Raw genomic sequence first — 24,190 nt, forward strand, 5'->3', positions numbered from 1 at the left:
TACCTTGAAATCTACCGGATGAAACTTAAGAAAACCTTAGAAATTCAGAATACTGGCGGCGGTGAACGCAGGGAAAAGGCCAGGCCGGGCGGCCTGGCAATGAGGCAGTTTAGTAGGCGGCGGTGAACTGCGCGCGAATAAACTGTGGTTTTTCAATCTCATCGACGATGGCGACCGCCAGATCTTCCACCGAAATGCTGGCCGGCGCTTCGCCGTTCATCAGCAGCTGGGTGGTGCCGAGGCGGAACTGACCGGTGCGTTTGCCCGGTTCCAGCAGGGCAGCCGGCGAGAGATAGGTCCAGTCGAGCGCCGATTCATTGCGCAGCTTGTTGCGCAGATCGCGTACCGCCTGCGCGCCGGGGCGGATATTTTCCGGGAACTGCGGCGTATCCACCAGTTCAACGCCCGGTGCCACTTCCAGGCTGCCGGCGCCGCCGACCACCAGCAGGCGCTTGACGCCGGCCTGTTCGACCGCGGTGAGGATCTGTTGGGCGCCTCGAGCGGTCTTTTCATACAGGTTGTCTTCGCCCCAGCCGGGGTTGTAGGCGCTGATCACCGCATCCTGACCGCGCAATTGCCCCGCCAGCCAGGCGGTATCGGCAACGTCGCCCAGCGTGACGGTCAGATTGGCGTGCTCCGGCAACTCTTTTTTCTGACGGGCGATCGCCGTCACCTGAATGCCGCGAGCCAGCGCTTCATCCACCACGCGGCGGCCAACAAAACCGGTTGCTCCAATAATGGCTACTTTCATCTGTATGCTCCTTCGGGGATGTGTTCAGTATCATGAAGCAGGCCGATATGCCTGCTGCGTGGTTTATACTCTAGCCCTTAACAATAGCCGTGATTAGTGCCATATTCATGCTTTCTTGATTAAGTAAAACTTCATAATCGTGGATAAACTCAATCGAATGGCGATATTCGCCACCGTGGTGGCGGAGGGGTCGCTGGCCGGCGCGGCGCGGCGGCTGAGCATGACGCCGTCGGCGGTCAGCCAGCATATGCGCTCGCTGGAGACGGCGCTCGGGGTGCCGTTGCTGCACCGCTCCACCCGTCGTCTGGCGCTGACCGAGGCGGGGGCGGCGTTTTACCCCGGCTGCGAGGCGATGCTGCAACAGGCGCAGCAGGCGGAACAGCGGCTGGCGGAGCTGCGGGATACGCTGGTGGGCGAGCTGCGCATCGCCACTCCGGTCGGCATCGGCGGCCGATCGCTGGCAGAGGCGCTGGCGCCGCTGCTGCAGGCGCATCCCAAGCTGACGCTGCGGGTGCTGGCGGACGATCGCATCGTCGATATGATAGAGCAGCGGGTCGACATTGCGCTGCGGGCCAACCGGCAGCTGGCGGACGCTAATATGATCGCGCACCCGCTGACGGCATGGCCGATGGTGCTGTGCGCAGCACCGCGTTATCTCAGCCAGCATGGGGTGCCGGAAAAACCGCAGGATTTGGTGCAGCACCGCTGGATCTCCAGCGGCTACAGCGGGGCCCATCTGGACCTGCTGCACCAGTCCGGCCAGCAGGTTAAGCTGCGGCTGGCGGAAGGGCAGATCGTCAGCGAGAGCATGAACGTGATGCGCGCCTTTACCCGCGCCGGGCTGGGCATTTCCATTCAGCCGCTGTATGAAATTGGCGACGAGCTTCAGCGTGGCGAGCTGTTGCTGCTGCTGCCGGAGTGGCGGCCGGCGCCGCTGCGGCTGCACGCGCTGACGCTCGAGCGTAACGTGCCGGAGAAAAGCCGCCAGGCGCTGCGTTATTTGCGCGACTATTTTCGCCGCAATGGCGAAAAGGGACTTGCCAGCGGCGGCGATGGCGTCTTCAATTAGCAAGAGAACGCAGGAGGCCCCGTGGCGCAGCAGCTTGAATTTTTCGACATCCCCAGCCCGTGTCGCGGCATTTGTCAGGCCGACGACCGCGGATTCTGCCGTGGCTGCCTGCGCAGCCGCGAGGAGCGCTTCGGCTGGATGAGCATGAGCGACGCGCAGAAGCGCGAGGTGCTGCGCCTTTGCCGTCAACGCTTCCTGCGCCTGCAACGCGCCAATAAAGCGCCCGACGAGCCGCTGCCGGAACAGCCGTCGCTGTTTTAACCTTTCCTGATCTGCCGCACGTTCGTGTGGCTTACCGCTTCCCTGTGCCTCACCGGCTTGTGTATGCTGGCTGACAACTAATGTCATGAGGTTTTCGCAATGGTAGAACGTATACGTCTCGCGCCGCAGGGGCCTGAATTTTCCCGCATGATTTGCGGTTACTGGCGGTTGATGGAATGGGGCATGTCGCCGCAGCAGCTGCTGACGTTCATCGAACAGCATGTTGAACTGGGCGTCACCACCGCCGACCACGCGGATATCTACGGGGGTTACGCCTGCGAACAGGCGTTCGGCGACGCGCTGCGCCTGAAGCCGGCGCTGCGCCAGTCGCTGGAGCTGGTGACCAAGTGCGGCATCGCCACCACCGCCAAGCCCGGCAACCCGATCGGCCATTACATCACCGACCGCGACCATATCGTACAGAGCGCGGAACAATCGCTGCGCCATCTGCATACCGACTACCTCGATCTGCTGTTGATCCACCGGCCGGATCCGTTGATGGATGCCGACGACGTGGCCGAAGCCTTCGTCGCGCTGCATAAAAGCGGCAAGGTGCGCCATTTCGGCGTTTCCAACTTTACGCCCGCGCAGTTCCAGCTATTGCAGTCGCGCCTGCCGTTCACGCTGGCGACCAACCAGGTGGAGATCTCGCCGATTCACCAGCCGGCCATTCTCGACGGCACGCTCGACCAGTGCCAGCAACTGCGCATCAAGCCGATGGCCTGGTCCTGCCTGGGGGGCGGGCGCCTGTTCAACGACGCCGAGTTCCAGCCGCTGCGCGACGAGCTACAGCGGGTGGCGCAAGAGATCGGCGCCGATACCATTGAACAGGTGGTGTACGCCTGGGTGATGCGTCTGCCGTCGTCGCCGCTGCCGATTATCGGCTCCGGCAAGATTGAGCGGGTGCGCTCGGCGCTGAAGGCGCAGAAGCTGGTACTGAACCGCCAGCAGTGGTTCCGCATTCGCAAGGCGGCGCTGGGGTATGACGTGCCTTAAGGCGGAGCAAAAAAGAGGAAAGCCGGGCGACGAAAGCGCCCGGCTTTTTTTACGCCGATCCTTAGGCCAACACCACCTGATCGGTGTTGAAGTGATCGAGCGAGACGCCGATCAGCGTGACCTGGCTGTGGCCGAAGGCCAGCACCAGATCGTCGTTTTGCTGCGTGGCGTAGTCGCGGATATTTCCGCTGGCGCCTTCGGTGCCGATAAACACCAGCTTATCGGTGGCGTTGAAGCCATACAGCTGGTCGCGGCCAAAATCGCCGCTGAACAGGAAGGTATTGCCGTTGCCGACGCCCTTCAGGATGTCATCGCCGCTGCCGCCGACGAAGGTCAGGTTGCCGCCGGCATGGCCGATCAGCGTGTCGTTGCCGGCGTTGCCGAACAGCCAGGCGTCGTGGCTGCGAGCCTGCAGGACGTCATCGCCGTCGCCGCCGGTGGTGGCAGCGGCATAGGCTTTGATGCCCGAATCCGATTTCAATCCGGCCGCGGTCACCTGATGATCCACCTCTTTGCTGAAAATCAACCAGGAGGTTTCTTTGCTGCGCAGGGTGCTGATGTCGTCCGCCAGCGTAATGCCGCCTTTGGCGTCGCGCAGGTAAAGCGTATTGCCATCGTAGGCGACCTCGGTGTTCTTCAGCGCCTGTTGGGTATCGAAGGTATTGTGGCCTTTGCCGCCGGCGATCAGGTTGTAGCCGCCGGCGTCGCGGAAGATATCGTCGCCGTCGCGGCCCTCGAGATAATCGTTGCCTTTGCCGCCCTTGATCAAATCATTGCCGTCGCTGCCGATGATAAACGTCGGCCCGCTGTGCGTCTCCGCGTTGCGGTTCAGGTCTTCCACCCAGGTATTGCCGCGCGTCACGTTAGACAGGTTGGAGACGATGATGGTCGAGTCCTTGTCGGTCAGCGAATAGAACTCGGAGTTCAGCACCCGCATCAGCCCGTCCTGATAGAAGAACGGCAGGTGCGACAGCCAGGTTGGAATGTTGAGAATGGAAAACGGCAGCAGGTTCCAGGCGTCCGACGCGTAATGGTCGTTGAAGTTGACGATATTGTTGGTGGCGGAGGCGTGCGGCGCATCGTGGACGCCCAGTGACGGCAGGGTTAGCGAGGTGCCGTCGAGCGCACGAAACACCGGATCGTTTTCGTAGCCGATGTTGATCACCTTGCCGCCGGCTTCGTACTGGGTCGGCGAGGCGAAGGCAACATAGTTGGATTGCGCGTAGAAGCCGCCCCAGTTGGCGTCGCTCTGCGCAGCCATGCTGTTGACCGCCAGCCCGCCGAGGCTGTGGCCGCTGACCACCACGTCCTCGCCGCTCAGCCCGTGCGCCTGCGCGAACTTCGCTACGTCGCCCAGCAGATTGCCGAAGGCGTTCAGCGCGTAGCCGTCAGCGTAGCCTTTCGGCCCGAAACCGGCCAGCAGATCGTTAATCACATCGCCAATGGTATCGCCGATCAGCGACTCGCGTGGGCCGCTGGTACCGCGAAATGAGATGCCAATGGCGGTGAGATTGCCTTCGCTGTCATATTTGCCCAGCACCTCGGCCTGAGCGGTGGTGTAACCGGCGGTCTCACCGTAGTAGGTGCCGCGTGCATCGGTTTTGCCGGCGTAACCCAGCTGCGCGGCGCTGATGACCGACCAGCCCGCATTGTTCACCGCCTCCTGCGCGGCCTGTTCTGAGTCGGGGTTCCAGGGAAGGCCGGGCAGGCCGCCCTGCGATTGGGTGCTGCCGATGAGCGCGGTGATCAGCGTCAGCGGCAGGCCCAGCCCGAAACCGGTCTGGTGGTAGCCTTCGTCGAAGCCGTTATCGATATTGTGGTAAGCGTAGGTAGAGATGGCCAAGGCGTCGGAAAACAGCGTTTTCGACGCGTTTTCGTCCAAATCCTTATAGCTAAAGATGCCCATATCAGTTCCTTATGAATTATGCCGCCTGGCCGGGGAGTGAACTCTCATGCGTCGGCGGTGGAAACAGGGAAACAACGTTAGCCGAACGACAGCTGGTCAGAGGACCAACATCGGTAGAAATAGTATTAGCCCTAAATATTAGGTGTGCGAATCAAATTGGCGAGATTGTGCGTTGGTTAACAGTGCCTGCGCCGGCTCTCCTATACTGAAAGCTCAGCACAGACATTAAGGAGACTGATTGATGAAACGTTATTGGTATGCAGCACTTGGCCTGATGGCGTGTGGCGCGGCTCAGGCGGCGACAACCGACGTCGAGATGCACCTGGTGACCGGGCAGGGGATCGGTCAGGATATCGGCAAGGTGGTCATCAGCGAAACGCCGTATGGCTTGCTGTTCACGCCGAGCCTGAAAGCGTTGCCGGCCGGGGTTCATGGCTTCCACGTGCATGAAAAAGGCAGCTGCGAGCCGGGGATGAAGGACGGCAAAGCGGTGGCGGCGCTGGCGGCCGGCGGGCATTTTGATCCGCAAAAGACCGGGAAGCACCTCGGGCCGTATGCCGACGGGCATCTGGGTGATTTGCCTGCCATCTATGTGACCGCCGACGGCATGGCGAACTATCCGGTGTTGGCGCCGCGGCTGAAAAAAATCAGTGAAATTGAGGGCAAGGCGCTGATGGTGCACGCCGGCGGCGATAACCACTCGGATCACCCATTGCCGCTCGGCGGCGGCGGTGAGCGTTTCGCCTGCGGGGTGATCAAGTGATCACCCGCCGCTAACGGCCGGCGCGGTGGCGGGCTGGCCCATCGCCTGCTGCAACTGCTGCAGCGAGCAGTAGAGTCGCCAAATCAGACCGGCCAAATCGCGCGCCGCCTGTTCCGGGTGGTGCGCCAGCGCGTTGCTCATGCGCAGCAGCTCCTGCAGCGTGGCGTCCAGCGAACTGTGCTGCACGCCTTTCTCCGTCATGATACCGCGCAGGCAGTGGATGCAGACATCGCGCACCGCCGACAGCGGATCGGAACGGGTTTGCCAGTCGCGCAGCTGCCAGACGATATGGCTGCAGTTGAGCAGCACCACGCCCCAGCGCAGCAGCCAGGTGCGCGCTTCCTGATCCTGACTTTGATTGAGCTGGCTGATGCGATGGTAGATCAGCGATTCGAACTGGCTTTCGCTCTGCTGCGGCCTTTTGCTCAACTGATCGATAAAATCGCGCCGCAGCGCGCGGATAATGCGGCGGCTTTTGCGTTTGTCCGAGCTGGGGCGCAGGATCTGAAACGCCAGCCCGGCCAGCAGTACGCCGACGACTTTAGCGATGTTGTCATTGATGAAGGACTGGTAGTCATAGCTCGGCGGGTTGCTGACGGTCAGGAACGACCCCATAAAGACGATCAGCTGCCCCCAAAGCGCGGCATAAGGCGGATTCTGCAGCTTGAGCATCTGCATGGTCACCAGGATCGGAAACAGGAAGGCGCAGAACACCCAGAAGTCGTCAATCTGGATCATCAAACCGAATTTTACTACGAAGCAGACGACCGAGAGCAGCAGCACCGCCTTGAGCAAGGTGCTGACGCTGTTGATCGGTGAAGGCGTCGAGGAGTAGAGCACGCAGCTGATGGCGGTGAGCGTCAGCGCCGCGCTGCCGGCGTCCCACTGCGTGTTGATCCAATAGGCGCAGCCGATCACGATGCACAAAAAGGTGCGCAGGCCGTTGTAGGCGGCTTCGTAGCTGTCGGTATGGCGCGCCAGCGAGGTGACGCGCGGCGGCTGGAGATCGCTGACCGCCGTGGCGCTCTCCAGCCGCTGCAGCCAGCGGTTGCAGCGCAGGTAAAGCCAGCAGAAATGGCGCAGGCGCAGCCAGAAGGCGCGGTGGCGGTAGTCCGTAGGCTCTTGCGGCGCGATCTGCTGAAGCAGGCGCGCCAAACGGTATTTGTCGGTGGCGGGATCGCGCAGCTCGTCCAGCAATTGCGTCAGCACCGGCATCAGATTGGCGGGGCGATCCGGCCAGTTCAGCAGCATGCGGCGCAGGCTGGAGATAACGCTGGTAATGCGCAACTGCTGGTGCAGCAGATAGTTGAGCAGGTTATTTTGCCGCCGCAGCCGGTAGTGGCTCCAGAACGCCTGAATACGCAGCAGGTTCATGGTCAGGATCTGGCCGATGACCCCTTCGTGCGAGGTGCGCATCTGGGCGGTGATCTCCGGCTGCCACAGCATGGCGGCGTGCTCCAACAGGCGTAGCTGCATGCGCCGCAGCGAGGTCAGCAGCGCTTCGCCGTCGGAGGTACTGGGCAGGATCATCATCATCAATCCGCCGCACAGAATGCCGGTGATCACTTCGCAAACCCGCGCCTGCGCGATATCGAAAATCTGCTGGGTATCGGTGACGTTGACCGTGCCGAAGGCGATGATGGCGGCGGTATAGCCCGCCAGCGCGAACGCGTAAGAGACGTTGTTTTGGTAATGGTTGGAGATATAGGTGCACAGCCCGATCCACGCGGCGATGAACAGCGTAAACAGCCAGGGATCGTTCAGACAGTGGCCGGCGATCGCCACCGACGCGGCGGCACCCATCAGGCTGCCGAAGATGCGGCCGATGCTTTTGCTGATCACGCCGCCGACGGTGGGGAAACTCACCACTGCGGCGGAGGTGAGCGCCCAAGAGGGCTCGTCGAGCTCGAGCACGAACGCCACCCACAGCGCGAGACACATCGCCAGTGAATTGCGCAGCGCATAGCGCCATTGGCCGCCGGTCGCCTTACCCCAGGGGGTGCGGCTCCACTCCAAAAAAGGCAGGTTCACACTTTAGTTCCGCTGATGAATCGAAATGGTGCAGGTGGTGCCGGCGACCAGCGTCAAATCGGCGGGCACGTTGAGCAATTTTATCCGTACCGGCACGCGCTGAGCCAAACGCACCCAGGGAACATTAGGCTTAACGTCCATTAATAGATCGTTGCTGCTGTCGACGCTCTGATCGTAAATGGCGCGGCCGATGCTCTCTACTTCCCCCTGCAGCGGCGTGTTGCCGTTATATAAAACGATGTCCGCTTTATTGCCTTCTTTTATATGCTTCAGCTTGGTTTCTTCGAAATAACCGAGTACATAAAACGAATGTACATCCACCAACGCCACCAGCGGCGTGCCGGCGTTGGCGTAGTTCCCGACCCGTGCCTGCAGATTGGTGATATAGCCGTCGGTTGGCGCGTAAATTTTGGTTTTGCTCAAATTCCATTTGGCCTGTTCCAGGTTGGCCAGGGCTGCTTTATAGGCGGCCTTCATTGCCTGAGCGGCTAAATTGGACGCGTCCAAATCTTCAGCGGAAATAACGTTACGCGGCAAACCGCGGCGGCGGGCGGCCTCGTGGTCTGCCTTGGCCAGATCGGATTGCGCTTTTGCCACCGCGGCCTCAGCATTGTCCAGCGCGATCTGGTAGGGCACCGGGTCGAGGGTAAAAATCAGACTTCCCGCAGGTACGAACTGATTGTCATTCGCGCTTATTTTCTCTAATCTTCCAGAGACTTCAGGGGTGATATTGACGAGTTCGGCGCGCACTTTTCCATCACGGGTCCATGGGGATTGCATATAATAATTCCAGAGCCACCAACCGGCGCAGACGGCAATGGCGCAGACGATCACCGTAGAAAAGTATTTTAATGTTTTATGCTGCATGGGTTACCAACTCGCTAAAATCCATAAGGAACCGCTGACGGTCAGAACGAAAATGGACAGGTCCATCAACATGGGATGCCAGATTTCACCGGAATACATCCAGTCTCTCAGCAGCTGATGAATCAGCAGCCATAAGACCAGTCCTAGTAAAAAAGCTTTAAATATAGGTGGAAAATAAAGCGATGCCCCCAGGACCAAATCGGGTAAGGGGGATGAGGTGTGTAACCATGATGTATTCACATTAACAATCCCTAAGGGTGAATATGTTGAATATTTGCATAACGATTAAACAATAGCGGCTAAAAATAGTGGCTATTTCCACAATATACATTATATACATTTGTGTTTTTAATGTGAGTTACCCAAAATAGTCTAAACTCTGGGAGGTAATGTTAGCATGCTAATTATAAGGAGGGGGAAGTGGAGTCAACATTAGGTTCAGATTTAGCACGATTAGTTCGTGTTTGGCGCGCGCTCATCGATCATCGGCTCAAGCCGTTGGAGCTGACCCAAACGCACTGGGTCACTTTGCACAATATCAATCGCTTGCCGCCGGAGCAGTCGCAAATCCAGCTGGCCAAGGCGATCGGTATCGAGCAACCATCACTGGTTCGCACGTTGGACCAACTGGAGGAGAAGGGGCTGATCACGCGCCATACCTGTGCCAACGATCGCCGCGCGAAGCGCATCAAGCTGACCGACGCGGCCGATCCGATCATCAGGGAAGTGGACAGTGTGATCACGTCGACACGCAGTGAGATTTTAAGCGGCATTACCGCCGACGAAGTGCATCTGTTGGTAGGGCTGATTGGCAAGTTAGAACAAAATATCACCGAACTGCAGAACAAATAATAATATTCTTATTTTCTACGATTACAGTTTCACAGCATCAGAAATAAAACCGGAGGCGATTGCCTCCGGTTTGCCGTTTGTCGCCGACTGACTTACAGCGGAGAGACGGTGATGGTGTCGCCCATGCGCGCCATGCGCACGCGCTGGCCTGGGCTGAACTTGGTGTCGCCCGCTTTCTGTACCACCACGATGTTCTCTTTCTGGTCGGTTTTGATTTCCAGCTCGTAGCCTGAGGTACGGCCGGCCACTTCACCGATGCTGTTGCCCGCCGCGCCGCCGGCGATGGCGCCCGCCGCGGTAGCCAGCGTACGGCCGGTGCCGCCGCCTACGGTGTTACCCAACAGGCCGCCAATCACTGCGCCGCCGATCATCCCCAAGGCGTTGGAGCCTTCGCCGCCCTGGATTTTAACCGGACGCACGGAAACCAGCGTCCCGTAGGTGACGTTCTGCACCTGCTTGGCCTGCGAGGACGAGTAGACATCGCCGGACATGGATTCATTGGCACAGCCGGCCAGCGTAACGGCGGCGACGGCAACGACGAGAAGACGCTTGATCATACAAAACTCCTGATGGTAGTAGTCCATAACCTGGCAATGCTCTCCAGGCAAGATTCAGTGAAAATGATAGACAAAGTATGGCTGAAAGTTGACACACCGCCATGCTCCATCGCTGCACGCAGCTTAACTTTTCTCTGTTCAACCAATAATAAACCGCGGTTTACCTTTATGACAGCCTTGGCGACATTCCGTTGCCTGTTATGGCACGGTTTAACACATTACATGTGCCACAGAGGCGCCGGGAGGCGGTGTCTGGCTCACGGCCTGTAAAAAAAGCATCATAATTCATGGCGTTAATCCGGCAATTCTGGTTTATTTGTCAGGATAAAATTTGCTTACCGCGCGGGTTAGAGGATGTTGCTATGAAGTCAGGCCGCTATATAGGCGTCATGTCCGGCACCAGTCTGGACGGAATCGATGTGGTATTGGCCGCGATCGACGATCGCATGGTGGCGCAGCAGGCCAGCTATAGCCACCCGATGCCGATGGCGCTGAAAAAAGAGATTCTGGGCATGTGCCAGGGGCAGCAGACCACGTTGGCGGCCGTCGGCCGGCTGGACGCTCAACTGGGCACGCTGTTCGGCGAGGCGGTGCTCGGCTTGCTGAAGCAAACCGGCATCGACGCTGAGCAGATCACCGCCATCGGTTGCCACGGCCAGACGGTGTGGCACGAACCGGAAGGCGACGCGCGTTTCTCGATGCAGCTCGGCGATAACAACCGCATCGCCGCGCTGACCAATATCACCACCGTCGGCGATTTCCGCCGGCGCGACATGGCCTACGGCGGGCAGGGCGCGCCGCTGGTGCCAGCGTTTCATCAGGCGCTGCTGGGGCATCCCGTCGAGAGGCGCATGGTGCTGAACGTCGGCGGCATCGCCAACCTTTCTCTGCTGTTGCCCGGTACGCCGGTGCGCGGTTTCGATACCGGGCCGGGCAACATGCTGATGGACGCCTGGGTGTGGCGCCACCGTGCGCAGCCTTACGATCAGGACGGCGGCTGGGCCATGCAGGGGCGGGTTTGTTTACCGCTGTTGCAGCAGATGCTGGCGGATCCTTACTTTGCGCTGCCGGCGCCGAAAAGCACCGGCCGCGAGTATTTCAATATCGCCTGGCTGGAGCGGCAGCTGGCCGGATTGCCGGCGATGGCGCCGGTCGACGTGCAGGCCACGCTCACGGAACTGACCGCCGTCAGCATCAGCGAACAGGTGTTGCTGGCCGGCGGGTGCGAGCGCCTGCTGGTGTGCGGCGGCGGGGCGCGCAACACGCTGCTGATGGCGCGCCTGTCTGCGCTGCTGCCGGGGACGGAGGTCGGGCTGACCGACGATTTCGGCGTCAGCGGCGACGACATGGAGGCGCTGGCCTTCGCCTGGCTGGCGTTTCGCACGCTGTCCGGCCAGGCCGGCAACCTGCCTTCGGTGACCGGCGCCAGCCGTGAAACGGTGTTGGGTGGGATTTATCCGGTTTTGCCATTGGGGGCCCGTTAGCTCTGTTAGGATAGCCTGTGAAGGATTTTTCTAAGGAGCAACAGCATGAAAAAAGTCATTTTCGTCGCCGGCGCGCTGGCGCTGTCCGGCTGCAGCTACATCCTGCCGCAAAGCAGCCAGACGATGCACTACCAGTGCGGCACTACGCCGCTGACGGTGGCGCTCGACGGCAAGGCGAGCGAAGTCAGCCTGCTGATGGATGGCGAACAGCTGCATCTCAAGCAGGTGCTGGCGCTGACCGGTGCCAAATACAGCGACGGCAAATACACTTTTTGGTCGAAAGACCGTAACGCCTATCTTGAGCGCAACGGCAAGGTAGTCATGAGCGACTGCGTGTTGACGGAGTGACGGTCGGCGGCGGCGTCGGAGCGATTGAGTTCCTGGCGCCGCAGGCGCAGAATGTAACGACGGATTTTTCAGTTGGTCGATAACCCAGATGATTGAAAAGAATGAGTTTGATGTTGCGGACCTGCGCCGTGAATACACCCGAGGCGGCCTGCGCCGCAACGATCTGACCGCCAATCCGCTCGAACTGTTCGAGCGTTGGCTGAAACAGGCCTGCGACGCCCGCCTGGCCGATCCTACCGCCATGTGCGTCGCGACCGTCGACGAACACGGCCAGCCTTATCAACGCATCGTGCTGCTCAAGCATTTCGATGAGCAGGGGCTGGTGTTCTACACCAACCTCGGCAGCCGCAAGGCGCAGCAGCTGGCGCAAAACCCGCATATCAGCCTGCTGTTCCCCTGGCACATGCTCGATCGCCAGGTGATTTTTCTCGGCCAGGTGGAGCGTCTGTCGACCCTCGACGTGCTGAAGTATTTCAACAGTCGCCCGAAAGACAGCCAGATCGGCGCCTGGGTATCGCAGCAATCTTCGCGCATTTCCGCGCGCGGCGTGCTGGAAAGCAAATTCCTCGAGCTGAAGCAGAAGTTCCAGCAGGGCGAGGTGCCGTTGCCGAGTTTCTGGGGCGGATTCCGCGTGAAATTCGACTCCGTCGAGTTCTGGCAGGGCGGCGCCCATCGCCTGCATGACCGTTTCCTGTATCAGCGGGACGGGAATGACTGGAAAATTGACCGACTGGCACCCTGAAGACGGAAAATCCCCTCTAAGCGCTGGTGCTGACGCCGCCGGCGCTTTATTCTATGCGCTACCCTGAATTTTTTATTTCGCCACTGGGCGAAAGGCCGTGTACCGGCAAAGGTGCATTCGTTTATACATGGAGTCATTGATGGCAAGCAGCAACTTGATTAAACAACTGCAAGAGCGGGGCCTCGTTGCCCAGGTTACGGATGAGGAAGCGTTAGCGGAGCGACTGGCGCAAGGGCCAATTGCACTGTATTGCGGTTTCGATCCGACCGCTGACAGCTTGCATTTGGGCCATCTGGTTCCTCTGTTGTGCCTGAAGCGCTTCCAGCTGGCCGGCCACAAGCCGGTCGCACTGGTGGGCGGCGCCACCGGCCTCATCGGCGATCCGAGCTTCAAAGCGGCGGAGCGCAAGCTGAACACCACCGATACGGTGAACGAGTGGGTCGAGAAGATCCGCAAGCAGGTTTCTCCGTTCCTCGATTTCGACTGCGGCAGCAACAGCGCCATCGCGGCCAACAACTACGACTGGTTCGGCGGCATGAACGTGCTGACCTTCCTGCGTGACATCGGCAAGCACTTCTCCGTCAACCAGATGATCAATAAGGAAGCGGTTAAGCAGCGCCTGAATCGCGACGACTCCGGCATCTCCTTCACCGAGTTTTCCTATAACCTGCTGCAGGGCTTCGATTTCTCCGAGCTGTACAACCGCCACCAGGTGGAGCTGCAGATCGGCGGTTCCGATCAGTGGGGCAACATCACCTCGGGTATCGATCTGACGCGTCGCCAGCACCAGAAGCAGGTGTTCGGTCTGACCGTGCCGTTGATCACCAAAGCAGACGGCACCAAGTTCGGCAAAACCGAAGGCGGCGCGGTCTGGCTGGCGCCGGAAAAAACCAGCCCGTACAAGTTCTACCAGTTCTGGATCAACACCGCCGATGCCGACGTTTACCGCTTCCTGAAGTTCTTCACCTTCATGAGCCTGGAAGACATCAACGCGCTGGAAGAAGAAGACAAGAACAGCGGCAAGGCGCCACGAGCCCAGTACGTGCTGGCGGAAGAAGTGACCGGCATGGTGCACGGTGCGGAAGGCCTGGCGGCCGCGAAGCGCATCACCCAGAGCCTGTTCTCCGGCGCGCTGCACGACATGACCGAAGCGGACTTCGCCCAGCTGGCGCAGGACGGCATGCCGACCATCAAACTGGATGGCGACGCCGATCTGCAGCAGGCGTTGGTGAATGCCGAACTGGTGCCGTCACGCGGCCAGGCGCGCACCATGATCGGTTCCAACGCGGTGACCATCAACGGCGAGAAGCAGTCCGATGCCGAATACCGCTTCAGCGATTCAGACCGTCTGTTCGGCCGCTACACGCTGCTGCGCCGCGGCAAGAAACACTACTGCCTGGTGGATTGGCAATAACGAATAATGACGGTAAGGGGCCCTGGCGGCCCCTTTATTTTTGGGCAGCCGCCCGGCTGCCGTATTCCGAACGAGTTCTGTCGATGAAAAACATTCTTTCTATCCAGTCGCACGTGGTGTTTGGTCACGCCGGCAACAGTGCGGCGGAGTTCCCGATGCGCCGCATGGGCGTCAACGTCTGGCCGCTAAACACGGTGCAGTTCTCCAACCATACGCAATACGGTCAGTGGACCGGCTGCGTCATGCCGGCCAGCCACCTGACCGAGATCGCGCAGGGCATCGCCAATATCGATCAGCTGAAACGCTGTGATGCGGTGTTGAGTGGCTATATCGGTTCGCCGGAGCAGGGCGACCATATTCTGGAGATCGTGCGTCAGGTTAAGCAGGCGAACCCGAATGCCTGGTATTTCTGCGATCCGGTGATGGGGCATCCGGAAAAAGGCTGTATCGTGGCGCCGGGCGTGGCCGAGTTTCACTGCCGCCAGGCGCTGCCGTGCAGCGACATGATGGCGCCGAACCTGCTGGAATTGGAGATGCTGAGCCAGATGGCCGTCGCCGACGTGGCCGATGCGGTGCAGGCCGCCCGCGCGCTGATCGCCAAAGGGCCGCGGCTGGTGCTGGTCAAGCACCTGGCCCGCGCCGGCTATCATGCCGACTGTTTCGAAATGCTGCTGGTGACGGCGGACGAGGCCTGGCACATCAGCCGGCCGCTGGTGGACTTCGGCGCGCGTCAGCCGGTCGGCGTCGGCGATTTGACCAGTGGTCTGCTGCTGGTGGATCTGCTGAAGGGCGAGGCGTTGGATAAAGCGCTGGAGCACGTGACCGCCGCCGTGTATGAGGTGATGCTGACCACGCAGGAGATGGGCGAGTACGAACTGCAGGTGGTGGCGGCGCAGGATCGGATCGTGCAGCCGCGCAGCGAGTTCAAAGCGGTCAAACTGTAAGTAGCATTCGGCCCCGGCGACAGCCGCCGGGGCCCGATGTTTACTTCAATCCTTCGGCGTTCAGCGCCGCATCTACCGCCGGGCGCGCCGCAACGCGATCGAACCAGGCCGCCAGATGGGCGTGCTTGCGCACGTCGAACTGCAGGGCAAACGCCCAACGCAACACGGTGAACAGGTAGGCGTCGGCCACGCTGAAACGGCTTCCCAACAGGAAATGCTGCTTCGCCAGCACCGAATCCAGATAGCTGAACTGCTGCTCCAGCTTGGCGCGCGCGATGGTTTTATATTCCTCGGGCGTTTTCGGGTTGAACAGCGGGCTGAATCCTTTGTGCAGCTCGGTGGCGATGTAGTTCAGCCATTCGATCGCGTGGTAGCGCGACAGGGTGCCCGCCGCCGGGATCAGGTTGCGGTCCGGCACGCGGTCCGCCAGGTATTGCACGATCGCCACGCCCTCGGTCAGCAGGCTGCCGTCATCCAGCTGCAGCGCCGGTACCTGTCCCTTGGGGTTGATGGTGAGGTAATCGGCGCCGCTCTCGGTTTTCTTCTGCGCCAGGTCGACCTTCTCCGCCGTAAAATCCAGCCCTGCCTCACGCAGCACGATATGCGGGGACAGCGAACAGGCGCCGGCTTTATAGAACAGTTTCATCGGAAGCTCCTTGTTGATGACGAATGACGGGCATGCTTAACCTCTCATCGTAGTCCCATAGCGCCAAAATTACAGCGGCTTAGCTAACAAATTTAACCGATGATCGCCTCGGCGGGCTGCAGCTGCGTCAGCGTTGCGGCGATCTGCTGCTGCAGCGCCTGCGGCGCCACCTGCATCGGCGAGCGCAGCTCGTTGGCGATCAGCCCCTGCTGGGCCAGCACCGTCTTGACCGGCGCCGGATTGGGGAAGCTGAACATCTGGTGGATCATCGGCAGCAGCTCATAGAAGTTGCTGCGCGCCGCGGCCAGATCGCCTGCGGCGACCTGCTGCGTCAGCTGAACGAAGCGTTCCGGGTGAACATGGGCCGCGGCGGAAATGGCGCCGGTGCCGCCGAGACACAGCGTGGTGAGGATCAGATTGTCTTCCCCGGTCATCACATCGATCTCGCCGTCGGCGATCAGCGCCATGGTGGCGTCAGGGTTGCCGCCGCAGTCCTTGATGGCGGCGATGCGCGGGTGGCGTGCGAGCCGGCGCAGCGTAGCCAGCTCCATGGCGATGCCGGTGCGTTGCGGAATGTTGTACAGGATCACCGGCACGGTTGAGGCGTCGGCCAGCTGGGTGAAATAGTCGATCAGGCCGCATTGCGAAGGGCGGATGTAGTAAGGCGCCGGGATCAGCACGCCGGCGATATCGCGCAGCTGAATAGCCTGCTGCATTTGCAGCGTGGCGACCATGTTATTGCCGGACAGGCCCATCACCACCTGATGGGCGGGCGCCACGTCCAGCACGGCGTCGAGCACCGCCAGCTGTTCTTCTTTGCTCAGCGCGGCGGCTTCACCGGTGGAGCCGCAGACCACCAGACCCTCGATGCCGGCGTCGAGCAGGTGCCGCGCCAGGCGTTTCACCGCCGGCAGATCGACGGCATCGTGATTGAAAGGGGTAACCATCGCCACCCAAATACCCGAAAATGAGGCCATAAAATATTCCTTCTGTGTGACCGACAGAGAAGCCAGATGAGAAAATTGAAGGCGGGGCGTTGCGTGCCATCCAGTCAGCTCATCTGACGGGACAGCTCGCCCCGGTCAAATGAGCGTCTGTTTCTTCGATTTTACCGCCGCCAAACCGCCAATAGGCAACGCGGGCGTCATCAGAATGTCAGCGTTGCGTGGGTAGGCCATGGCGGTCTCGCGAAAAGGGGAAGTGGGGTGATAATGAATAGTCTTCATCAGGCTGTCAATTTACAACAGATTGATAACATTGTTATTCATGATTCGTCGGCGGGAATGAGTTTGGCTAATAAATAAAAATCCCCGCGGCGGCGGGGAGGGTTTGGCCGGCTCAGCGCGGCGGGCGGGAGCCGATGGTGGCGGACCAGCTGAAGGTGTCGCCGCTCGGCCGGTAGCGGTTGGCCTTGCGTTCTGCACGCTCCGCCTTGGCGAGCTTCGCTCTGGCGGCCATGATGCGCGCCACCACTTCATCCTTGACCTTGTGCTGTTCGGCGTTGGTCAGTGGCCGCCCATGGCTTTTGCGCGCCTTGTCCAGTTCGGTTTTCACTTCCCGCTGTTCGCTTTCCGTCATCTCTTTCAACGTCAACTTTTTCATCTGTGCCGCCCGTTCGGTGAAGTTGACTTACAGTTTAGCGGCGTTATGTGACCGAAAATGTTATGGGCATAACGAAAATACCCGGTAAGCCGGCATTACACCTCTTCCAGCAGATCGTCGACAAAGCGCCGCATGCGTTCGGTGCGCAGTTCGGCCATGTGCCGCCCGGCGGCGGTCTGGAAGCCGTCTTGCAGTTTGAACAGCTTGGTTTCGAAGTGGTCCAGGCTGAAACGCTTGTCGTCATATTGACGATGTTCGGCCCGCGGATCGGCGGCGTCATACAGCGCGCTGCGCATGCGGCCGCCGATATAAAAGCAGCGCGCCACGCCGATAAGACCGATGGCGTCGAGGCGATCGGCATCCTGCAGGATCTTCGCCTCCAGCGTTTGCGGGGGGATGCCGGCGGAAAAACTGTGCGCTTCGATGGCGTGAGCCACCGCCGCGATATCCGCCGGTGCCCATTCCAGCCGGGTCAGCGTCAACGTGGCTTGCTCCGCCGCCATGCGCGAGGCCAGATGGCGCTGCGGCGAGTTTTTTTCCACCGCGACGGCGTCGTGCAGCAGCACCGCCGCGCAGAGAATGCGCCGGTCGCCACCTTCCAGCTTGCTGATTCGGCGGCAGTTCTTCCAGACCCGGTGCAGGTGCGCGACGTCATGCGAACCGTCGTCCGACTCGAGGGTCAGCGGCAGCAACGTTTGCGCCAGCGCTTGGTAGGGTGAGAAAGGTTGTAACAGCTCTTGCGTCAGCGAGGGTAAAGACACGTTCAGCTCCTGTTGGGGGAAATCGGTCAATCAGCATAGCCGCGCCGGATGCCGGGAGAATGACAGTAAAACGGCTATTGTTTACTAAAGTGCAACCCACTATTGTCATAACTGCGGTTTTTGCAGCGAAACAAGCAACCTAGAATAGCCGCATTCCGCCGTCTCCGCTTGGTGAGAGCCTGTGTCCGCGGGGATGGCCGGAATATCCTCATCAGCCATTGGAGAAGAGACATGCCAACCCCTCTTGAGATAGTGCGCGCAACCTATGAAGGTAGTTCCGAAGAAAACGGCCGTAATCTGCTGGCGGCGCTGGCCCCCGATGCCGAGTGGACCGAAGCCGCCGGTTTCCCCTATGCCGGTACCTATATCGGCCCGGAAAATATCATCAAGAACGTGCATCAGCGTCTGGGCAGCGAATGGCAAGGCTACCGCGCCGATGTCGACCACTTTTACGACGCCGGCGACAATGTGATCGCGCAAGGTTTTTATCACGGCACCTACCGGGCCACCGGCAAATCCTTCAGCGCCTCTTTTGCGCATATTTATACGCTGCGCGCCGGCAAAATCGTGAAGTTCGTGCAGATTGTCGACAGCGCTAAAGTGCTGGAAGCGATGCAGCCTTAATCGCCGCTGCGCTTGCCGAATTTGCGGTCGAACTCGCGCCGGTAACCCCGGGCCTTGTTGCGATCGCGGATCCACAGATAGCCGCACACCAGCGCAACCGCTCCCGAGAAGGTGACGTTGCGCATATCCCGGTCATACCAAAACACCAGCAGCGCATCCAGCGCCGCAATCAGCGCGATCCATTTATACATATGGGATTGACGCCGCGTGGCGGCGTTGAGTCGCTTTAACTGTCTGGCTTCGTCCAACACCGGCTTTTGCTGCATAGCATTTCGTTATCATCAGGCTGTTCACGCTAAATTAGCAGAATTTCCCTCACCGTCGCAAAGATTAACGCGCGGTGCTATGCGGTTTTCACCGCCCCTGGCGCGGCGCAGAAAATTTGTGCGCGGGTGCTTGAATTGTCCATTGGGCGTGGTAGGTTATTTATTCGATATTTTTGGTTTTTTATTCAATTCTCGCCGTGTCATCAAGCTGCAGCACTGGGCGGTTAACGTGATGGGTTCGATACATGCGGCGGTTAACTTCGGCAGGAGGATGTGATGAACGATAAAACGGCACGCCCGCAGGATGTGGTTCAACAACAGCTTGACGCCTATAACGCCCGCGACATCGATGCCTTCATGGCCTGCTGGGCGGACGACGCGCAGTATTACGAGCATCCCGACACGCTGCTGGCCAGCGGTAAGGCGGCGATCCGCGAACGGCATCTGGTGCGTTTCCAGGAGCCGAGTCTGTACGGCGAACGGATAAAGCGCATGGCGGTGGGGAACATGGTGGTCGATCAGGAAGTGGTGACGCGCAACTTCCCGCAGGGGCGCGGCAAAATGGATGTCATCGCCATCTACGAAGTGGAACAGGGGCGGATCGCCAAAGCCTGGTTCAAGATCGGCCCCTGCGTGCCGGATGAAGGCGCGCTCTAGCCGCGCATTATTGCAACGCCATCACCGCCTCTATCTCTACGCACACCTGAGGTGAGAACAACGCGCTGACCGCCACCAATGAACAGGCCGGCAGCGCGCCATCGACATAGTCAAACAGCACCGGGCGCACGCCCGCCAGATCGGCAATGTCGGTCAGGAACACGCTGATTTTAATCAATGCCTTGAGATTCACGCCTTCGCTGGCGGCGATGGTCGCCAGCTGTTCGAGGATCTCCTGCGTCTGTTCCGGCGCGCTCAAGCCTTGCGCGTCGGTGGCGAAGGCCGTCAATCCCGACACGTACAGGCGATCGCCGTGGCGTACCGCATGCACATAGGGGCCGCCCGGCGTAGGCAACTGCGGATAATTCGTGCGTTTTAATGATGTCATGATCAAACCCCGCGCAAGACCGGTTAATAAAATCGACAAACTTGGTTAGGATACTGAGGAAACGGCGGCCAGACGCCGCACACCGATGATATCTGAGAGTATCATCCCTCTTTATTTTACACGTCGTCTCTCACGCGAATGTGACAGTGCGGCGCAGATCGGCCACAAGGACGCATGAGACGATGAACCCGCTTTTTACTCCCTACCTGCAACGCTGGCAACTGGAACAGGACGGCAAAGCCTTCGAAACCCACAGCAGCCTGCTGATGCCGGTGCGTTACCGGGGCGAGGCGGCTATGTTGAAGATCGCCCGCGAGCAGGAAGAGCGCTTCGGCGGCCAGCTGATGTGCTGGTGGCGCGGGGAAGGCGCCGCGCAGGTGCTGGCGTGGCACGACGACGGTATTCTGCTGGAGCGCGCGCAGGGTGAAGGTTCGTTGGCGCAGCTGGTGCGTGACGGCGACGATGAGCAGGCCACGCAGATCCTTTGTCGGGCGATCGCCGCCTTGCATGCGCCGCGTGCCGCACCGTTGCCCGAGCTGATCCCGTTGCAGGAGTGGTTCAGCTCGCTATGGCCGGCGGCGCAGGCGCACGGCGGCATGCTGCGTCTCAGCGCCACGACGGCGGCGGAGCTGCTGAGCAGCCCGCGAGAAGAAAGCGTGCTGCACGGCGATATCCACCATGACAACGTGCTGGACTTCGGCGAACGCGGCTGGCTGGCGATCGATCCCAAGCGCTTGTACGGCGAACGGGGCTTCGATTACGCCAATATCTTCTGTAATCCCAACTACGGCATCGCCACCGACCCGGCCATTTTCCAGCGGCGCGTGGAACAGGTCTGCCGCTTGGCCGGGCTGGAGCGCCGGCGCTTGCTGCAATGGATCCTGGCCTGGTCGGGGCTCTCTGCCGCCTGGTTTATGGAAGACGGGCAGGCGGCGGATATCGACTTCCGCGTGGCCGAGCTGGCGGCGCGCGCATTGGATCTCCCGCTGCCGGACGGCGATTCAGGGTTCATCCTGCCAGTAATCGAGCGAGGTTGAAGGGCGCTGCAGGTAGCGTACCTGCTCGCCGTCTGCGCTGCGCGCCATCGCCTGGTATTTGCCGGAATCCGGGTACATCACCAGCTCCGGCTGCTCGCGCGTGCTGACGGACAGGTACTTCAGCGGCGCATCGGAGGTGTTGATGATCTGGTGCGGGTATTCCGGGCCCGGCGGAATGAAGATGACATCCCCGCTGACGATCGGCAGCATTTCTCCGGCCACCCGCAGCGTACCGCTGCCTTCCAGAATGATGAACATTTCCTCCTGAGCGTAGTGAAAATGGTAGGGGCAGGAACGCATGCCCGGCGCCACGCAATCGAAGGAGGCGCCCAGCTTGTCGGCGGCGGTGCCGGTGCCGAGGCGAGCGCCGACGCTGTCATACAGCGGCGGCCGCCGATCGTGTTGCTTATCTACCCGTTCGACATTGCGTATCAAGCGCTGAGCTAACAGCGCGGCTTTCTCAGTCATAGGCTTCCTTGGTGACATTGTCACTTAAAAATTGACGATAGCCAGAGAAAATCCGTCCCAGCCCTTGCTGCCCACGGTTTGCAAGGCGGTGGCGGTCAAACGGGGTTCCTGCGCCATCATCGTGAAGAACTCGCGTACGCCTTGTACACGGGCGTCCGTACTGGCGGCGTCGGTGACTGCGCCATCGCGCACCACGTTGTCACCGATAATCACCGTGCCCGGGCGCGCGAGTTTAAGCGCCCAACGCAGGTAATCGGGGTTGCTGGGTTTGTCGGCGTCGATGAAGATGAGATCAAAGGGGGCCAGGGTGTGCAGCGTCGGCAGGTGAGTCATGGCGGGGCCGACGCGCAGCTTAACCAGGCCGTCGAGACCGGCGCGAGTGATATTCCGGCGGGCGACGGCGGCGTGGCTTTCATCTGCTTCCAGCGTGATCAATTTGCCATCCGCCGGTAGCGCGCGCGCCAGCCAGATAGTGCTGTAGCCGCCCAACGTGCCGATTTCCAAAATGCGTTTGGCGTTAACCATGCGGGCGAACAGCTGCAGCAGTTTGCCCTGATTCGGTGCCACATCATGCGCCGGCAGCCCGGCGGCGGCGTTGGTCGCCAGCGCCTGCAACAGGGCATCGTCTTGTTCTACCAGGCTGTCTACGATATAGCGATCGACCTGGGACCATTGTTCCTTTTCTTTCATGTGGGCCTCGTGCGGAAATCGCAGTGTGCCCATCCAGTGAAGGCGTCACCGCCGTGCTTGTCAATGCACGGCGTGCGGTTGGCATTTTATGCTGCCGTTCCTCGCCGCGGCAGCGACAGCAGCAGATGGGCGATGGCGCCGCCGACAATGCCCCAGAACGCCGAACCGATGCCCAGTAACGTGACGCCGGAGGCGGTGATGAGGAAGGCGATCAGCGCCGCGTCGCGCTGTTTCTCATCATGCAGCGCGCGCTGCAGGCTGCCGCCGATAGTGCCGAGCAGCGCCAGCCCGGCGATGGTGTGGATCAGGGCGACCGGCAACGCGCTGAACAGCAGGCCGATGGCGCCGCCGAACAGCCCGGCCAGCAGGTAGAAACCGCCGGCGGCCACCGCGCCCATATAGCGCCGCTGCGGATCGGGATGCACGTCCGGCCCCATGCAGATGGCGGCGGTGATCGCGGCGATGCACACCGAGAAGCCGCCGAACGGCGCCAGCAGCAGCGCGGTGAGCGCCGTCCAGGCGATCAGCGGTGACGTAGGCACGCGGTAGCCCGCCGCCTGCAGCGTGGCGATGCCGGGGGCGTTTTGCGAAGCCATGGTCACCACGAAGAAGGGTACGCCGATGCCCAGCAGCGTCGGCCAGCTGAAGTGCGGCGCGATAAATTCCGGCATGGCGAACGCCGGCGCATGCTGCGTCAGCTGGATATTGCCCTGCAGCGCGGCGATCGCCAGCCCGGCCGCCAGCGTCAGCACGATGGCGTAGCGCGGTTGATAACGGCGGCTGAGCAGATAAGCCAGCCCCATGCCGGCGCTCAGAGGGAAATTGAGCTGCAGCGAAGCGAAGGCGTCCAGGCCGAAACGCAGCAGGATCCCCGCCAGCATCGCGGCGGAAATCGCCTGCGGAATGTAGTCCATCAGGCGGGCGAACAGCCCGGTGACGCCGCACAGCAGGATCAGACCGGAAGCGAAGATAAACACGCCGATCGCCTCGTTGATCGGCGTGCCGGGCAGGCTGGTGACCAGCAGCGCCGCACCGGGCGTCGACCAGGCGGTGAGGATCGGGGTACGGTAGTAAAGCGAGAGTCCGAGCGAGGTGACGCCCATCGCGAGCCCCAGCGCGCTCAGCCAACCGCCGATCTGCGCCGGCGTGGCGCCCGCGGCGGCGGCGGCCTGGAAAATGATCGCGGCGGAGCTGGTGTAACCCACCAGAACGGCGACAAAGCCGGCCATGATGGCGGGCAGGGTCAGATGGCGCAGGGAGAGGGCTGGGCGCATGAGTGGCTCCAATCGGTGATTGTGCGTTATAACGCACGTTGAGAAATCAGCATAGCACCGTGCGCTATAGCGCACAAGCGGGTATAATCGGGCTCGACACGCAGAGGAGAACTGGATGCAGGAACTTGCCGGCCATTTGGCACACACCCTTCGCACGCTGCGCGCGCAGCGCGGCTGGAGCCTGACGCAGGCGGCGGAATACACCGGCGTCAGCAAGGCGATGCTCGGGCAGATCGAACGCGGCGAATCCAGCCCGACGGTGGCGACGCTGTGGAAGATCGCCACCGGTTTCAACGTGGCGTTCTCCGCCTTTCTTGAGGCGTCGCCCGCGCAGCAGCAGGCGACGCTGCACCGTTACGGCGATCTGCCGGTGTACGATCAGGACAACGCCGATATGCGCGTGGTGCCGCTGTTTCCGTACGATCGCCAGCTGGGTTTCGATATGTTCGTCATCGATCTTGCACCGGGCGCGCTCAGCGAGTCGTCGCCCCATGAGCCGGGCGTGATCGAGCATGTCATCGTGATCAGCGGCCGGTTGGAGTTGGCGATAGACGGCGAATGGCACAGCCTGGCCGCCGGCGAGGCGATGCGCTTTCAGGCCGATCGGCCGCACGCTTACCGCAACGCCAGTTCACAAACGGTGCGTATTCACGATCTGATCCACTATCCTCAATCCTGACTCAACGCGGCGGCCGTGGGCTTTGACTCCGCGCCGCCAAACGCCTACCTTGTTGAAAATGACTCTTATTTCACAGGCTGTCGCCCACGACGGGGCGGCGTTGCAGCCGACTC

Annotated in this window: 29 protein-coding genes; 14 read left to right on the forward strand and 15 right to left on the reverse strand. The window is 60.8% G+C overall.

Annotated elements, in window-relative coordinates; translation table 11 throughout:
• Positions 1–109 precede the first annotated feature (109 nt).
• The gene (locus V8N38_RS11270) at positions 110–751 is read right to left on the reverse strand and encodes an NAD(P)-dependent oxidoreductase (protein ID WP_147840036.1); all 642 of its coding nucleotides are present in this window, start codon (positions 749–751) and stop codon (positions 110–112) included.
• Between the two features lie 139 nt (positions 752–890).
• Between V8N38_RS11270 and V8N38_RS11275 the strand changes: the two genes are divergently transcribed.
• From V8N38_RS11275 to V8N38_RS11285, 3 genes are all read left to right on the forward strand, one after another.
• The gene (locus tag V8N38_RS11275; RefSeq protein ID WP_187181549.1) at positions 891–1,820 is read left to right on the forward strand and encodes a LysR substrate-binding domain-containing protein; all 930 of its coding nucleotides are present in this window, start codon (positions 891–893) and stop codon (positions 1,818–1,820) included.
• Positions 1,821–1,841: 21 nt separating this feature from the next.
• Positions 1,842–2,081: a DUF1289 domain-containing protein gene (locus tag V8N38_RS11280; protein WP_019455980.1), complete on the forward strand. Its 240-nt coding sequence runs from the start codon at positions 1,842–1,844 to the stop codon at positions 2,079–2,081.
• Between the two features lie 99 nt (positions 2,082–2,180).
• Positions 2,181–3,077: an aldo/keto reductase gene (locus V8N38_RS11285; protein WP_038874812.1), complete on the forward strand. Its 897-nt coding sequence runs from the start codon at positions 2,181–2,183 to the stop codon at positions 3,075–3,077.
• Between the two features lie 61 nt (positions 3,078–3,138).
• On the opposite strand, the gene V8N38_RS11290 is transcribed toward V8N38_RS11285, so the two are convergent.
• Positions 3,139–4,983: a polyurethanase gene (locus V8N38_RS11290; RefSeq protein WP_147840034.1), complete on the reverse strand. Its 1,845-nt coding sequence runs from the start codon at positions 4,981–4,983 to the stop codon at positions 3,139–3,141.
• Between the two features lie 241 nt (positions 4,984–5,224).
• On the opposite strand from V8N38_RS11290, the gene sodC reads away from it, so the two are divergent.
• On the forward strand, positions 5,225–5,746 hold the full coding sequence (sodC, locus tag V8N38_RS11295) for a superoxide dismutase family protein (RefSeq protein WP_060419163.1): 522 nt from the start codon (positions 5,225–5,227) through the stop codon (positions 5,744–5,746).
• Here sodC and V8N38_RS11300 read toward each other — a convergent pair whose 3' ends face one another.
• Genes V8N38_RS11300 through V8N38_RS11310 form a run of 3 tightly spaced genes read right to left on the reverse strand, consistent with a single transcriptional unit; the run spans position 5,747 to position 8,884 of the window.
• Complete coding sequence (locus tag V8N38_RS11300) at positions 5,747–7,777, reverse strand: FUSC family protein (RefSeq protein WP_060419161.1); 2,031 nt, start codon at positions 7,775–7,777, stop codon at positions 5,747–5,749.
• A gap of 3 nt (positions 7,778–7,780) precedes the next feature.
• Entirely contained in the window at positions 7,781–8,644 is an 864-nt protein-coding gene (locus V8N38_RS11305; protein WP_060440051.1) for an HlyD family secretion protein, read from the reverse strand.
• 3 nt (positions 8,645–8,647) lie between these two features.
• Positions 8,648–8,884, reverse strand: a complete 237-nt coding sequence (locus V8N38_RS11310; protein ID WP_004931303.1) for a DUF1656 domain-containing protein — start codon at positions 8,882–8,884, stop codon at positions 8,648–8,650.
• Positions 8,885–9,064: 180 nt separating this feature from the next.
• On the opposite strand from V8N38_RS11310, the gene slyA reads away from it, so the two are divergent.
• Positions 9,065–9,496, forward strand: a complete 432-nt coding sequence (gene slyA / locus V8N38_RS11315) for a transcriptional regulator SlyA (protein ID WP_038874827.1) — start codon at positions 9,065–9,067, stop codon at positions 9,494–9,496.
• 92 nt (positions 9,497–9,588) lie between these two features.
• Here slyA and V8N38_RS11320 read toward each other — a convergent pair whose 3' ends face one another.
• Complete coding sequence (locus V8N38_RS11320; RefSeq protein ID WP_025159710.1) at positions 9,589–10,053, reverse strand: glycine zipper 2TM domain-containing protein; 465 nt, start codon at positions 10,051–10,053, stop codon at positions 9,589–9,591.
• A 362-nt stretch (positions 10,054–10,415) separates the two neighbouring features.
• Here V8N38_RS11320 and anmK point away from each other — a divergent pair, with 362 nt between their 5' ends.
• From anmK to pdxY, 5 genes are all read left to right on the forward strand, one after another.
• Positions 10,416–11,537, forward strand: coding sequence for an anhydro-N-acetylmuramic acid kinase (anmK, locus tag V8N38_RS11325; RefSeq protein ID WP_084826314.1), 1,122 nt, complete (start codon positions 10,416–10,418; stop codon positions 11,535–11,537).
• Positions 11,538–11,582: 45 nt separating this feature from the next.
• Positions 11,583–11,885, forward strand: a complete 303-nt coding sequence (locus tag V8N38_RS11330) for an MliC family protein (RefSeq protein WP_004931294.1) — start codon at positions 11,583–11,585, stop codon at positions 11,883–11,885.
• An 88-nt stretch (positions 11,886–11,973) separates the two neighbouring features.
• Positions 11,974–12,627 carry a pyridoxamine 5'-phosphate oxidase gene (gene pdxH / locus V8N38_RS11335; protein WP_025302668.1) on the forward strand — a complete coding sequence of 218 codons (654 nt, stop codon included), beginning with the start codon at positions 11,974–11,976 and terminating at the stop codon, positions 12,625–12,627.
• A gap of 139 nt (positions 12,628–12,766) precedes the next feature.
• The gene (tyrS, locus tag V8N38_RS11340; RefSeq protein ID WP_025302669.1) at positions 12,767–14,041 is read left to right on the forward strand and encodes a tyrosine--tRNA ligase; all 1,275 of its coding nucleotides are present in this window, start codon (positions 12,767–12,769) and stop codon (positions 14,039–14,041) included.
• An 83-nt stretch (positions 14,042–14,124) separates the two neighbouring features.
• Positions 14,125–14,985: a pyridoxal kinase PdxY gene (gene pdxY, locus V8N38_RS11345; protein ID WP_049201956.1), complete on the forward strand. Its 861-nt coding sequence runs from the start codon at positions 14,125–14,127 to the stop codon at positions 14,983–14,985.
• Positions 14,986–15,025: 40 nt separating this feature from the next.
• Here the strand turns inward: pdxY and gstA are convergent, their stop codons facing one another.
• The 4 genes from gstA to V8N38_RS11365 form a co-directional block, all read right to left on the reverse strand.
• Positions 15,026–15,631, reverse strand: coding sequence for a glutathione transferase GstA (gene gstA, locus V8N38_RS11350; RefSeq protein ID WP_038874842.1), 606 nt, complete (start codon positions 15,629–15,631; stop codon positions 15,026–15,028).
• A 92-nt stretch (positions 15,632–15,723) separates the two neighbouring features.
• On the reverse strand, positions 15,724–16,608 hold the full coding sequence (dapA, locus tag V8N38_RS11355; RefSeq protein ID WP_147840033.1) for a 4-hydroxy-tetrahydrodipicolinate synthase: 885 nt from the start codon (positions 16,606–16,608) through the stop codon (positions 15,724–15,726).
• A gap of 361 nt (positions 16,609–16,969) precedes the next feature.
• Positions 16,970–17,233: a DUF3811 domain-containing protein gene (locus V8N38_RS11360; protein WP_004938373.1), complete on the reverse strand. Its 264-nt coding sequence runs from the start codon at positions 17,231–17,233 to the stop codon at positions 16,970–16,972.
• Positions 17,234–17,328: 95 nt separating this feature from the next.
• Positions 17,329–18,024: an HD domain-containing protein gene (locus V8N38_RS11365; RefSeq protein WP_050596009.1), complete on the reverse strand. Its 696-nt coding sequence runs from the start codon at positions 18,022–18,024 to the stop codon at positions 17,329–17,331.
• A 201-nt stretch (positions 18,025–18,225) separates the two neighbouring features.
• Between V8N38_RS11365 and V8N38_RS11370 the strand changes: the two genes are divergently transcribed.
• A complete protein-coding gene (locus V8N38_RS11370; protein WP_004938379.1) occupies positions 18,226–18,618 on the forward strand; it encodes a nuclear transport factor 2 family protein in 393 nt (130 codons plus the stop codon).
• Here the strand turns inward: V8N38_RS11370 and V8N38_RS11375 are convergent.
• Positions 18,615–18,884: a hypothetical protein gene (locus V8N38_RS11375; protein ID WP_004938382.1), complete on the reverse strand. Its 270-nt coding sequence runs from the start codon at positions 18,882–18,884 to the stop codon at positions 18,615–18,617. The genes V8N38_RS11370 and V8N38_RS11375 overlap by 4 nt on opposite strands.
• A gap of 276 nt (positions 18,885–19,160) precedes the next feature.
• Here V8N38_RS11375 and V8N38_RS11380 point away from each other — a divergent pair, with 276 nt between their 5' ends.
• A complete protein-coding gene (locus tag V8N38_RS11380) occupies positions 19,161–19,541 on the forward strand; it encodes a nuclear transport factor 2 family protein (protein WP_033638401.1) in 381 nt (126 codons plus the stop codon).
• A gap of 7 nt (positions 19,542–19,548) precedes the next feature.
• On the opposite strand, the gene V8N38_RS11385 is transcribed toward V8N38_RS11380, so the two are convergent.
• Positions 19,549–19,929 carry a RidA family protein gene (locus V8N38_RS11385; protein ID WP_087763557.1) on the reverse strand — a complete coding sequence of 127 codons (381 nt, stop codon included), beginning with the start codon at positions 19,927–19,929 and terminating at the stop codon, positions 19,549–19,551.
• Between the two features lie 182 nt (positions 19,930–20,111).
• Between V8N38_RS11385 and V8N38_RS11390 the strand changes: the two genes are divergently transcribed.
• Positions 20,112–20,966, forward strand: coding sequence for an aminoglycoside phosphotransferase family protein (locus V8N38_RS11390; protein WP_060419154.1), 855 nt, complete (start codon positions 20,112–20,114; stop codon positions 20,964–20,966).
• On the opposite strand, the gene V8N38_RS11395 is transcribed toward V8N38_RS11390, so the two are convergent.
• The 3 genes from V8N38_RS11395 to V8N38_RS11405 form a co-directional block, all read right to left on the reverse strand.
• Complete coding sequence (locus V8N38_RS11395; RefSeq protein ID WP_048233594.1) at positions 20,931–21,434, reverse strand: cupin domain-containing protein; 504 nt, start codon at positions 21,432–21,434, stop codon at positions 20,931–20,933. The two genes, V8N38_RS11390 and V8N38_RS11395, sit on opposite strands and share 36 nt — an antisense overlap.
• 24 nt (positions 21,435–21,458) lie before the next feature.
• Positions 21,459–22,124, reverse strand: a complete 666-nt coding sequence (locus V8N38_RS11400) for an O-methyltransferase (protein WP_147840032.1) — start codon at positions 22,122–22,124, stop codon at positions 21,459–21,461.
• 86 nt (positions 22,125–22,210) lie between these two features.
• Positions 22,211–23,398, reverse strand: a complete 1,188-nt coding sequence (locus tag V8N38_RS11405) for a benzoate/H(+) symporter BenE family transporter (RefSeq protein WP_147840031.1) — start codon at positions 23,396–23,398, stop codon at positions 22,211–22,213.
• A gap of 115 nt (positions 23,399–23,513) precedes the next feature.
• On the opposite strand from V8N38_RS11405, the gene V8N38_RS11410 reads away from it, so the two are divergent.
• Complete coding sequence (locus V8N38_RS11410; protein WP_033638405.1) at positions 23,514–24,077, forward strand: helix-turn-helix domain-containing protein; 564 nt, start codon at positions 23,514–23,516, stop codon at positions 24,075–24,077.
• Positions 24,078–24,190 lie beyond the last annotated feature (113 nt).

The sequence above is a fragment of the Serratia nevei genome, from assembly GCF_037948395.1.
GTDB classification, from domain to species: Bacteria; Pseudomonadota; Gammaproteobacteria; order Enterobacterales; family Enterobacteriaceae; genus Serratia; species Serratia nevei.